Source organism: Palleniella muris (assembly GCF_004792655.1).
In the GTDB taxonomy this organism is placed as follows: domain Bacteria; phylum Bacteroidota; class Bacteroidia; order Bacteroidales; family Bacteroidaceae; genus Prevotella; species Prevotella muris_A.
Window position 1 is genome coordinate 195,919 of the sequence record NZ_SRZC01000002.1, and the last position, 11,960, is coordinate 207,878.

Genomic DNA, 11,960 nt, shown 5'->3' on the forward strand with positions numbered 1-11,960 from the left:
ATGACCTGGTATGTGATACTGTTTTTCGCGGCTATCCTGATAGGGATGGCAATCTCGGTGGCCGCTTTCGGTACGGGAGGCAAACGCAAGCGCGTCTTCCGTGACATCTATTTCTCGGTGGAGGATAATGATGGCATCGGGGTCATCTACACCAAGACCGGCGAGTATTCCGCCATACTTGAAATAGAGAACCCCGTGCAAAAGTATTCTGCCGATGCAGACCGCTATTACGATTTCTGCCATCTGTTCTCGGCGGTGGTACAGACCCTTGGCGAGGGCTATGCCATACACAAGCAGGATGTGTTCTCCCGTCGTGGATTCGTGCAGGCGGACGCGAAAGAAAAGGAGTTCCTGTCAAGATCCTATTTTTCCTATTTTGAAGGCCGTCCCTATACCGATACACGCACCTGTCTCGTCATTACGCAGGAATCGAAGAAAGGGAAGCTGTATTCCTTCGACATGAAGAAATGGAAGGACTTCCTTGTGAAGATACGCAAGGTGAAGGACCAGTTGCGTGACGGAGGCATGAAGGTGAGGTTCTTGACGGCCGACGAATGTGACAGCTATGTTGACCGGTATTTCACGCTGGATTTCAACAGTCCGATTGTCACCATGAGCAATTTCAAGGTAGATGACGAGGGCATTGGCATGGGCGACCGCAAATGCCGCGTGTTCTCCCTTGTCGATGTGGATTGTGCCGGGCTTCCGTCCCTTGTCCGTCCTTTCACGAATGTGGAGGTGAACAACACAGGGATGCCACTTGACCTCATGTCCGCCATCGACAGCATCCCGGAAGCCGAGACTGTCATCTACAACCAGATGATTTTCATTCCCAACCAGAAGCGGGAACTTTCCGCCCTTGAAAAGAAGAAGAACCGTCACGCCTCCATCCCCAATCCGAGCAACCAGATTGCCGTGGAGGATATCAAGCAGGTGCAGGAAGTGGTGGCACGCGAGGGCAAGCAACTTGTATATACGCACTTCAACCTCGTTGTATGCTGTCCACGTAATGCGGATATGCAGAAGCCCGTGAACCATCTTGAAAACATGTTCGGGCGCATGGGCATCCATATCTCCAAGCGTGCCTACAACCAGCTTGAGCTGTTCGTGAACTCGTTTCCCGGCAACTGCTACAACATGGATCCCGAGTACGACCGCTTTCTTACCTTGTCGGACGCCGCCACCTGCCTTATGTATAAGGAGCATGTGCAGCGTAGCGAGGACACTCCGCTGAAGATATACTATACTGACCGGAAAGGGATGCCCGTAGCCATAGACATCACCGGCAAGGAGGGCAAGGTCAAGATGACCGACAACTCCAATTTCTTCTGTTTGGGGCCTTCGGGCAGCGGCAAGAGCTTCCACATGAACAGTGTTGTAAGACAGCTTCACGAGCAAGGAACGGATGTCGTGATGGTCGATACGGGAAACTCCTACGAGGGACTATGCGAGTATCTCGGCGGCAAGTACATCTCCTATACCGAGGAAAAGCCCATCACCATGAACCCGTTTAAGATTACCAAGGAAGAGATAAACATCGAGAAAATCAACTTCCTCAAGAATCTTATCCTGCAGATATGGAAAGGCTCGGAAGGTATTGTGACAAAGACGGAGGACAGGCTTATCGGACAGGCTATCGAGGAATACTACCGCAGTTACTTTACGGGTAAAATTGATGCGCCGCTTTCGTTCAACTCGTTTTTCGACTTCGCCGTCGTCCGCATCCCGGAAATTATCACCGAGAACGAACTGAAAGGCATTGATACGGCAGATCTCAATTACCAGCTTCGGGATTTCTATAAGGGCGGAAGCCACGAGACCACGCTGAACGAGAACATGGACAGCACCCTGTTTGATGAGACCTTTATCGTGTTCGAGATTGACGCAATCAAGGATGATGCCACGCTGTTCCCGATAGTCACGCTGATTATCATGGATGTTTTCCTGCAGAAGATGCGTCTGAAGAAGAACCGTAAGGTCCTTGTGATCGAAGAGGCGTGGAAAGCCATCGCCACCCCGCTCATGGCCGAATACATCAAGTACCTCTACAAGACGGCCCGTAAGTTCTGGGCTTCGGTCGGTGTCGTGACACAGGAGATACAGGACATCATCGGCAGTGAAATTGTGAAAGAGGCCATCATCAACAATTCCGATGTGGTGATGCTGCTCGACCAGAGCAAATTCCGTGAACGCTTCGACAATATCAAAGCCATCCTCGGACTCACCGATGTGGACTGCAAGAAGATTTTTACCATCAACAGGCTTGACAACAAGGAAGGACGCTCCTTCTTCCGCGAGGTGTTCATCCGCAGAGGTTCGACCAGCGGAGTGTATGGCGTGGAGGAATCGCACGAGTGCTACATGACCTATACCACCGAGCGTGCCGAGAAAGATGCCCTCAAACTCTACAAGTCGGAATTAGGGTGCAGTCATCAGGAGGCTATCGAAAGATATTGCCGTGACTGGGACAACTCCGGCATCGCCGCCCCGTTGGAATTTGCCAGACGGGTATATAAGGCCGGTCATGTGCTCAACTTGCCCGCAAGGAACGATAAAAATAACCCATAAAAAACATTCATTATGAACGAGAACAAACTTATCGAGGAATTTTGGCGCGATTGCGACAACAACAATTTCAGCAAGGAAGCCACCGTGCTGTTCTTCTACCTGCTTTACCGTCACAAGCGTGACCGCCAGGAAACGATCAGCATCAATCCGGCCGCATTGCTCAGTCTTGTCAGCGGTTACAGCGTTACGGCGATGAAATCCGCCAGTGAGGAATTGCAGTCACGCGGATATGTCGAGTACACACCCGCCAACGAGAGCTGTACTTCCGGAAAATACCGTTTCCTCAAGACGGGGACGGTGAAGAAAGGGAAATAAGAAACGACCAGTCAACAAGTATGCACCGCCTCCTGCTCATATTGACCGTACTGCTGGCTGTAGCGTCCGACGCTGCGGCCTCGGTGTGGTATTCCGTCAACTACGATAAGAAAACGGTGGCCGCCATGACCGCCGCTTTCGGCACGGAGACCGCGACGGAAATGTATTACAGCGAACAAGTCAGGAAGATACTTGACCGTTACAGTGCCGCCGAAGTCGCCACAGCCAGTATCTTCATGTCCAAGTACCTTGACCGCAAGGCACTGACCGACCTCGGTATCTGGAGCAGTGCAACGGAAAACTATTATTACCGCCGCATCTATTCACTGGTAAGCGCGAAAATCATGCCGAAGATATGGACTGTCGCCGGCATGATGCTTCGTTCACCACAGACTGCACTCTACTGGGGAAGCTACCTGTTCAAGGTCTGTCATGAGGTGGAAACGCTCTGCATGCAGTTCGAGTCCATCGTCACCAACAGCTCGCTGTCGTTCCGTGATGTGGTATTCCTGCAGATAGCCCCGCAGTTCCAACCGCTGTTTGACCTTGCCGGCAGTGGCAATGTGGACTGGAAGAGTTTTTTTGATGACCTCGGCAATATTCCCAACCATTTCAACAAGGAGAATCTTGAATCCGACATTGGCACCCTGTATGACATGGGAGTCAGCATCGCCGGAGCGGGAACCGAGAACATGATGGAGACCCTGCTCGGCGGCAGTTCGTTCAATGACATCGCCAAAGGAAATGTGGCGGCGATTGTGAACGCCGCGGAGAGCAGTTACGGATTCTACAAGTCCCTTGAGCAAAATCTTGGAGGCACCTTGCTCTCGATGGTCGGCGGACCGGAGAATGTCTCCCGACTTTTCAATATAGACAGTTACAACATGACTTCATGGATGACCGACTATCTCCGTGAGACTATGGGACAGTATTACACCCAGCGGTGGTACATCTACCGCCGGGACAGCGGCAGCGAGATACTCTGTGACTATATGCCTCCCACCGATGACAACAGCATCCTCTACGGCGGTGCCTGGACACGTTATAACACGACCGACGCGAATTTCTATCCCTCGTCGGCACAGACGGAGCAGATACTCTCCAATTCGGAGAGTTATGCCGGATGGTCGAGGGCGAAGGTGAAGCAGTTGAACGCATCTGGAGACGGGTACCTTTATAACCTGTCCTATTCCCGATACGCCTATATCCTGTCAAAGAAGAACAAACAGTACGCCAAAGCCTATGCCTATTCCATCCGCGCCACCAAAAGCTGGAACCGGACAGAAGAGGTCTATGAGGATGTCTTTGATTCCTATTCCATGGATCTGGGTATCTTCCAAAGACAGATGCAGGCACGGCTGTCGGAGTACAATGACAATGAAGAGGGATTCGTCTATTACATCGGTTCGGATGCCCGTAACTATTACCAGGCGACCGATGAAGCCAAGATGAAAGGCACGGAGAGCGTGATTATCTCCGTGACCTGCCATGACGGATTTACCATATCACAGGGAAGTACCCAGTATAAATGCCGCAGTTGCGGCGGTTCACTAAACGCCCATTCCAAGGAGTGCGCCATGCAGACCACGCTGACTGACAACAATCTTGACATGTCGGAGTTTGACCGCCTTGAGACAGAATACAACAACCGCATAGCGGAGCTTCAGACCCAGATAGATGTGCTCAACAGCGAGAACAGGACGCTGATAAAGCAGATTTCCACAGCTACAGTGGAGGAAGCGGCCGTGCTCCGCCAGCGGTACAATGCCAACAAGACCCGGATAGATGAGCTGACAAGGGAACAGGAAAGTGTCAGGAAACAGCTTGCTGACCTGCGGGCAGCGCGTGAGGATGCTGCCGGCGGCGAGGAAGTGCCTACTGATGACTATTACCGCATCCCAGCCATCATGAATGACTGCAAGACCGCTTTCGACCTCACCTGGCAGGGAGAGGAACACTGGGAGGGCTACAGCTACGTGCGTACCGCCACTTCCGGGAGCATGGATGCCGTCATCACGTTCAAGGCGACGCTGAGCATCGCCCGCAAACCGAAATATTTCCTCGGCATCAAGATACACAGGGCCATCATGCAGATAGAATGGACACTGACGGCGGATTACAGCAACACCCAGGTCGTGGATGTGATGCAACTCGACCCGAACAAGAGCGACCGGGAGAATGCCGCCGCCGTGAACAACCGCATCTCAGAGATTGCAAGGGATTATCCGTCCTGCACAATCAGCACCGAATACATCAAGAACGATCCGATGGAACAGGACAACAGCACGGACACCTACCACCTGCTGTGGTCGTCGGACCGGTTGGAGATTGCGCGTGATGTGGATAGCCGCCTGACACGCATCTATGCCGACCTCGTATGTCTGGAGAAGATGATGCACTATAAACTGTCTATCATTGATGTGTTGAAAAAGGCCGCTCCTTATGTCAATGACGAGCAAGGACGCAGACGCACGCTGCTTGACGAGAGTTTTGCCCGATGGATGAACAGGGCCGGAAGTAGAAATTACAAACCTATGGAAGAAACGACAGAATGAGAACACCTATCCACATATTGATGACGCTGCTGATGCTGGCCATGCCGGTCATTGCCAAGGCGCAGTTCGGTTTTGATGTAGGCTCGGTGGAAGCTTATATCTCAGACCACAAGAACCAGCGCAGCCTGCTTCTTGCCCGTGCCACACTGGAGCAGAGCAACAACCTCCTGCATGAGTACAGCGCGAAGGCCGCAGAAGACTACAAGGTGCTGAACTTCGACCTTGACAAATATACCAGGGCTTTCGATGTGATAGACGTGCTGTACCAGTCGTTGCGAACCTCCATGAACGTGTATTCCACCTACCAGACGGTCAGCGACCGCATCGGTGACTACAAGAAATTGCTGAGTGATTACAACTCCAAGGTGCTGAAGCGTAACAAACTCGCCCTTCAGGACACCATCATTATCCGGATAAGTCTCAGGTGCATCGACCGCATCTCGGCCGAAGGAAAGAGCCTGTACCGCTCGGTCAGCGACCTGGTGCTGTATGCTACCGGAGCCGCCGCCTGTTCGACATCCGATCTCATGCTTGTGTTGGAGAACATCAACACCAGTCTTGATAACATCAAGAAACTGCTCAATGCCGCCTATTTCGACACATGGAGGTATATCCAGGTGCGGATAGGCTATTGGAAAGAAAGTATTTACACACCCCGTTCACGGTCGCTTATCATCGAGGATGCTTTCGGACGATGGCGGCAGAGCGGGCTTAACCCATATAGAAACAAGAAATGAAACGGCTGATACTCTATCTGATGACAGGACTGTGCATGGTTTCGGCCACCGCACAGAACGTGACCTACAACCATGATGCCGCCAAACAGAACCAGTTTACCGTGGCGGAGATCGGTTCCGGCTCCCTTACTCCGGACTTGTACTACACCTTGCTGCACAGCAACTACAGGAAAACCGCTGCTGCGAAAAACAAGCTGTCGTTCCGCACGACGGTGGGGATTGCAGGTTACTGGCAGGTGGATGATGCGGAGAAACTAGACTCCGCTATGACTAAACGTGCCGAGATAGAGGCGTTGAACGTGGCTGACCGTACAGGCGGCGCACTGGATGTCGCATGGCTGGCGGAGGGTGACAAGCTCAACTCCAAGATGGCGGATTTCAAAAAGAATATCGACCGCATCCTGCAACTGGGTGGCACTCCCGGACAGCAGACGGTGTGGAAGGAATACTATAACGTGTTCAAATCGGCCATCAAAGCGACGCAGGAAGCCTATATGCCCAACTCGCAGCGCAAGAAACAGTATCTGAGCATCTATGCCGACGTGTCGCGCAAGAACGAGGAACTGGTACGCTATCTCGTCTATCTGTCTAACAGCAAGACGACCGCCTCGCTGCTGGCATCAGGCTATGAAAGGGAAAACAAGAATGCCGTGTATGCGGCGGAAGCACTGGCCCGGTGGCGCGATGCGTGCTGGAGTGCGATGGGAAACTGTGTCAATCAACCATAGAAACAGACAGATTCTGAAATAAATAACTAATAAACAACATTCAATGGCAGACAATATTCTTAGCGACTTTGGCATCAACCTGCTTGAGGAAGAGGTGGATGATGTGATTTTCCAGACCAACGAGTTCCTGTGCGATGCCACGTTCACAGGGTCACAAGGTCCTTTTTGGTGGATTCTTCAGATGTGCATGGCACTGGCTGCACTCTTTGCCATCGTGATGGCGGCTGGCATGGCTTATAAGATGATGGTAAAAAACGAACCGCTCGATGTGATGAAACTGTTCCGTCCCTTGGCGGTGGCCATCGTGATGACATGGTGGTATCCTCCTGCGGACACCGGGATGCACAACAGCGGCAGCAGCTGGTGTGTGCTTGACTTCCTCTCGTACATCCCCAATGCCATAGGCTCCTACACCCATGACCTGTATCAGGCGGAAGCCGCCCAGATCGGGGATAAGTTCGAGGAAGTGCAGCAGCTCATTTTCGTCCGTGACACACTCTATACAAGCTTGCAGGCACAGGCGGATGTGGCCCGTGCCGGTACGATGGATCCCGCACTGATAGAATCGACCATGGAACAGACCGGTGTCGATGAAGTTACCAACATGGAGAAGGATGCCAGCAAGTTATGGTTTACTTCACTGACCTCCGGTGCGGTGGTCTGCATAGACAAAATCGTGATGGTTATTGCGTTGATTGTCTTTAGAATAGGCTGGTGGGCAACCATCTATTGCCAGCAAATCCTGCTCGGTATGCTCACAATTTTCGGTCCGATACAGTGGGCGTTTTCACTCTTGCCCAAATGGGAAGGAGCCTGGGCGAAATGGATGATACGTTATCTGACGGTGCATTTCTATGGAGCCATGTTGTACTTCGTTGGGTTTTATGTGCTGTTGCTATTTGATATTGTGCTTTGCATACAGGTGGAGAACCTGACCGCCATTACCCAGAACGAGGCGACGATGGCAGCCTACCTGCAAAACTCCTTCTTCTCGGCAGGCTATCTGATGGCTGCAAGCATCGTTGCTTTGAAATGCCTGAATCTTGTGCCTGACTTGGCGGCATGGATGATTCCCGAAGGAGACACGGCTTTCAGTACGAGAAACTTCGGCGAGGGTGTGGCACAGCAGGCGAAGATGTCAACGACCGGCGCGATTTCATCCATGATGCGATAATATATAATAAGGTATAGGAAACCAATCAAATAAGCAAAACAATGGTCATTAAAAATTTAGAGAACAAGATCAAGCTCGTGATGATAATCTGCGCCCTGTTTCTGGCAGGTTGCGTTGTTATCAGCCTGTCGAGCATCTGGACAGCCCGCTCAATGGTAGTGGATGCCCAGCAGAAAATCTATGTGTTGGACGGCAATGTGCCCATCCTCGTGCAACGCACCACGATGGACGAGACCCTCGATGTGGAAGCCAAGAGCCATGTGGAGATGTATCATCATTACTTCTTCACCCTGGCCCCGGACGACAAATACATCAAATACACGCTTGACAAGGCGATGTACCTTGTGGATGAAACGGGACTTGCCCAGTATAACACCCTCAAGGAAAAAGGATTTTACAACAACATCATGGGCACCTCGGCGGTATGCTCGATATTCTGTGACAGCATCAACTTCAACAAGGAGAAGATGGAGTTCACCTACTATGGCAGACAGCGCATAGAACGCCGTACCTCCATCCTTACCCGAGAACTGGTGACCTCCGGGCAACTGAAACGAGTGCCGCGCACCGACAACAACCCCCATGGGCTGCTTATCGTGAACTGGCGCACCCTGCTGAACAAAGATATTGAACAGAAAACCAAAAACAGCTATTGATTATGGGATGGAAGAAACTGATACTCGGAGAGAAGATGCCGGACAAGAACGACCCCAAGTATGCCGAAAGATACGAGAAGGAGGTCAGTGCCGGTCGGAAATGGGCCAAGTTTCTGAAAATTGACAAGGCCGCCGGATATGCGCAATGCTTCGCTTGCAAATACCCCAAAGTGTTCCTCACGCTGGTATTCGGCATCGTCATCGGATGCCTGACGCTGAATATCTGCCGCATGGTACAGATATACAACCGTCCGAAAACCGAGCAGACGGTCACGGCGACACAACATCAGGAGGAGCTGTTGAGACAGAAACGTAACAAACAAATCATAAATATAGAGAGCAATGACGCTGAAAGAACTTACAAGCAGGATTGACTGGCGTGCGCCTAAATACAGGCTGCCGGCTATCCTTTATCCCTTACTGCTGATTGCCGGGTACCTCATTTTTGACGTATTCGATGTGGAACTGGCGGAAAAACCGTCCCACATGCAGACCACGGAGTACCTTAATCCGGAACTGCCGCAGGCGCAACTCCGCACCGACGAGATTGGCGGCAAGTATGAGAACATGGCCAAGTCATACGGCAAGATCCAGGACTATTCGGCCGTGGAGAACATCGACCGTGAACGCGGTGGCGATACGGAAGCATACGATTCCAAGTACACGGAACAAGACCTTGCCATGCTCGATGAAGAGGCAGAACGCCGTCTGCAGGAGATGCAGTCCCGGCTGGACAAGAGCCGTGAGCGCGGCATGGAGATGGCAAACGACTCCCTTGCCGAGCCGATGAGCGAGGATGAACGTCTCCGACGTGGCGCACAACGCCAGCAGGAAGCCCTCGACGAACTGAACAAGGCTTTGGCGGAAGCACGCCTGAACGGACAGAAAGGGCTTGAGGATGTAAAGGAACCCCAGGTACCTGCCGAGGAAACACCCAAGACAACAGGCAATGTGACGGAAAACGAGGATGCCGTCACGCAACCACCCGAAGATGCCGCCACACAATCCGTGGTAAAGGCCAAGAAGCCTAACTCCGCCTATTTCAATACCCTTGCGGAGAATGAGCCTGAGCCGAACCTTATCAAAGCGATTATCGACGAGGATGTGAAAGCCGTTGACGGTTCGCGTGTAAGGCTGCGTCTGCTCGACGAGGTGGAGATAAACGGTGTTGTCCTTGCCAAGGGATCGTACATGTACGCCACTATGAGTGGATTTGGGCAGCAGCGTGTGAAAGGCACGGTCAAAAGCCTTATGGTGGATGACGAACTCCTGAAGGTGAGCCTGACACTCTACGACACCGACGGCATGGAGGGGCTTTATGTGCCCAATTCCTCTTTCCGTGAGACCACCAAGGACATAGCATCCGGAGCAATGAGCAGCAATATGAGCATTAACAACGGCAGTTACGGCAATAACTTCACACAGTGGGGCATGCAGGCCATACAGAACGCCTACCAGCAGACCACTGGGGCTATCTCGAAAGCCATCCGCAAGAACAAAGTGAAACTCAAATATGGCACCTTTGTCTATCTGGTCAATAGCAGGGAAAACAACAAAAACAAGTAGGATGATGATACAGATTGACAACATCTATAACGAGGACTGCCTAAAGGGGATGGCACGGATAGCAGACAAAAGTGTCGATGCCGTCGTGTGCGACCTGCCTTATGGCATCCTGAACCGTCGCAATAAAAATGCCGGTTGGGACAGGCAGATACCGCTGGAACCTCTATGGGAACAATATCGGCGCATTATCAAGCCGGACAGTCCCGTCATCCTGTTCGGGCAAGGGATGTTCACTGCAAGACTGCTGATGTCGCAGTCTGAATTGTGGAGATACAACCTTGTCTGGTATAAGGACAGGGCCAGCGGTCATCTGAACGCCAACCGTATGCCGTTAAGGAAGCATGAAGACATCCTTGTGTTCTACGAGCATCTGCCCGTGTATCACCCGCAGATGGTTCCTTGCGATAAATCGCAGCGCAACCACGGACGGTGTACCAGTCAGGCATTTACCAACCGATGTTACGGCAACATGCGTATGACCGATGTCCGCATCGCCGATGACAAATACCCGACCTCTGTCATTCAGATTCCTAAAGAACATAAAACCGGGACTTTCTTCCACCCGACGCAGAAGCCCGTTGCCCTCGTGGAGTATCTTATAAGGACATACACTGACGAGGGAGATGTGGTGCTTGACAACTGCATCGGTTCGGGAACCACGGCGATAGCCGCCATCCGAAGCGGACGTCACTATATCGGCTTCGAGACCGATGTCGGTTATTGCCGGATAGCCGAGGAAAGGATAAAGGCCGAGAGACTCACGGAAACAACAAACGAAAAACAAGAATATCAACAATGAGAACAATGCTTTCAAAAATTCTTGCGGCATTCTTAATCACCGCCGCATTTCAGCCCATCAAAGCGCAGACCACCTATCAGGAAATGGAGCAGCTGACCGTCAATGAACAGGTGACGACCGTCATCACCGCCTCCGAACCGATACGTTTTGTGGACATATCCACAGATTTGGTTGCCGGCGACCAGCCCATCAACAACACCGTCCGTCTGAAACCCAAGGAAGCTGGGCATGAAGACGGCGAGGTACTTGCCATTGTCACCATCGTGACCGAACGCTACCGCACCCAGTACGCCCTGCTATATACCACACGACTGACGGAGGCCGTCACCAGCAAGGAGATAGAACTGTCGGAGCGAAACGCCTACCACAATCCCGCCGTGTCGATGTCCACAGAGGATATGTACCGCTATGCGCGTCAGATATGGACATCGCCTGCAAGGTTCCGTAACGTGGGCAGCAAGAAGCATCGCATGACCATGCGATTGAACAACATCTATTCGGCCGGCGATTACTTCTTCCTTGATTTTTCGGTGGAGAACCGCACCAACATCCGGTTTGACATTGACGAGGTAAGGCTCAAACTCTCCGACAAAAAAGTGTCGAAAGCCACGAACTCGCAGGTTGTGGAACTGAAGCCGGAGCTGATACTGGAACAGTCCCGGTCGTTCCTCCACGGTTACCGCAATGTGATTGTGGTGAAGAAACTTACTTTCCCAAACGACAAGGTGCTGACGGTGGAGCTGACGGAGAAACAGATTTCCGGACGCACCATATCCTTGAACATCGACTATGAGGATGTGCTGTCGGCCGACGGATTCAGCAACGCATTATTGAGGGAGGAATAAACCATGAAGAAGATACT

At 51.9% G+C, this 11,960-nt stretch carries 11 protein-coding genes; all 11 read left to right on the forward strand.

All coding sequences use genetic code 11. The features are described from left to right. The 11 genes from E5358_RS01920 to traN are packed head-to-tail and all read left to right on the forward strand — an operon-like array spanning position 1 to position 11,943. Positions 1–2,568 carry a TraG family conjugative transposon ATPase gene (locus E5358_RS01920; RefSeq protein WP_123482799.1) on the forward strand — a complete coding sequence of 856 codons (2,568 nt, stop codon included), beginning with the start codon at positions 1–3 and terminating at the stop codon, positions 2,566–2,568. A 12-nt stretch (positions 2,569–2,580) separates the two neighbouring features. Beyond that, on the forward strand, positions 2,581–2,883 hold the full coding sequence (locus E5358_RS01925) for a hypothetical protein (RefSeq protein WP_094399110.1): 303 nt from the start codon (positions 2,581–2,583) through the stop codon (positions 2,881–2,883). 20 nt (positions 2,884–2,903) lie between these two features. Then, complete coding sequence (locus E5358_RS01930; protein WP_135938657.1) at positions 2,904–5,438, forward strand: hypothetical protein; 2,535 nt, start codon at positions 2,904–2,906, stop codon at positions 5,436–5,438. Then, complete coding sequence (locus E5358_RS01935; protein WP_123482797.1) at positions 5,435–6,175, forward strand: hypothetical protein; 741 nt, start codon at positions 5,435–5,437, stop codon at positions 6,173–6,175. Before E5358_RS01930 ends, E5358_RS01935 begins: the two co-directional genes overlap by 4 nt. Beyond that, positions 6,172–6,903, forward strand: a complete 732-nt coding sequence (locus tag E5358_RS01940) for a DUF5045 domain-containing protein (protein WP_123482796.1) — start codon at positions 6,172–6,174, stop codon at positions 6,901–6,903. The genes E5358_RS01935 and E5358_RS01940 overlap by 4 nt, the downstream gene beginning before the upstream one ends. A gap of 43 nt (positions 6,904–6,946) precedes the next feature. Continuing rightward, the gene (locus E5358_RS01945; protein ID WP_094399102.1) at positions 6,947–8,077 is read left to right on the forward strand and encodes a hypothetical protein; all 1,131 of its coding nucleotides are present in this window, start codon (positions 6,947–6,949) and stop codon (positions 8,075–8,077) included. Between the two features lie 41 nt (positions 8,078–8,118). Beyond that, positions 8,119–8,733 carry a conjugative transposon protein TraK gene (traK, locus tag E5358_RS01950; protein ID WP_094399101.1) on the forward strand — a complete coding sequence of 205 codons (615 nt, stop codon included), beginning with the start codon at positions 8,119–8,121 and terminating at the stop codon, positions 8,731–8,733. Between the two features lie 2 nt (positions 8,734–8,735). Further along, positions 8,736–9,107, forward strand: a complete 372-nt coding sequence (locus tag E5358_RS01955) for a hypothetical protein (protein WP_094399100.1) — start codon at positions 8,736–8,738, stop codon at positions 9,105–9,107. Beyond that, positions 9,076–10,299: a conjugative transposon protein TraM gene (gene traM / locus E5358_RS01960; RefSeq protein WP_123482795.1), complete on the forward strand. Its 1,224-nt coding sequence runs from the start codon at positions 9,076–9,078 to the stop codon at positions 10,297–10,299. The genes E5358_RS01955 and traM overlap by 32 nt, the downstream gene beginning before the upstream one ends. Before the next feature lie 4 nt (positions 10,300–10,303). Next, entirely contained in the window at positions 10,304–11,098 is a 795-nt protein-coding gene (locus E5358_RS01965; RefSeq protein WP_123482817.1) for a DNA-methyltransferase, read from the forward strand. 5 nt (positions 11,099–11,103) lie between these two features. Next, positions 11,104–11,943 carry a conjugative transposon protein TraN gene (gene traN / locus E5358_RS01970; protein WP_123482816.1) on the forward strand — a complete coding sequence of 280 codons (840 nt, stop codon included), beginning with the start codon at positions 11,104–11,106 and terminating at the stop codon, positions 11,941–11,943. Positions 11,944–11,960: the final 17 nt, after the last annotated feature.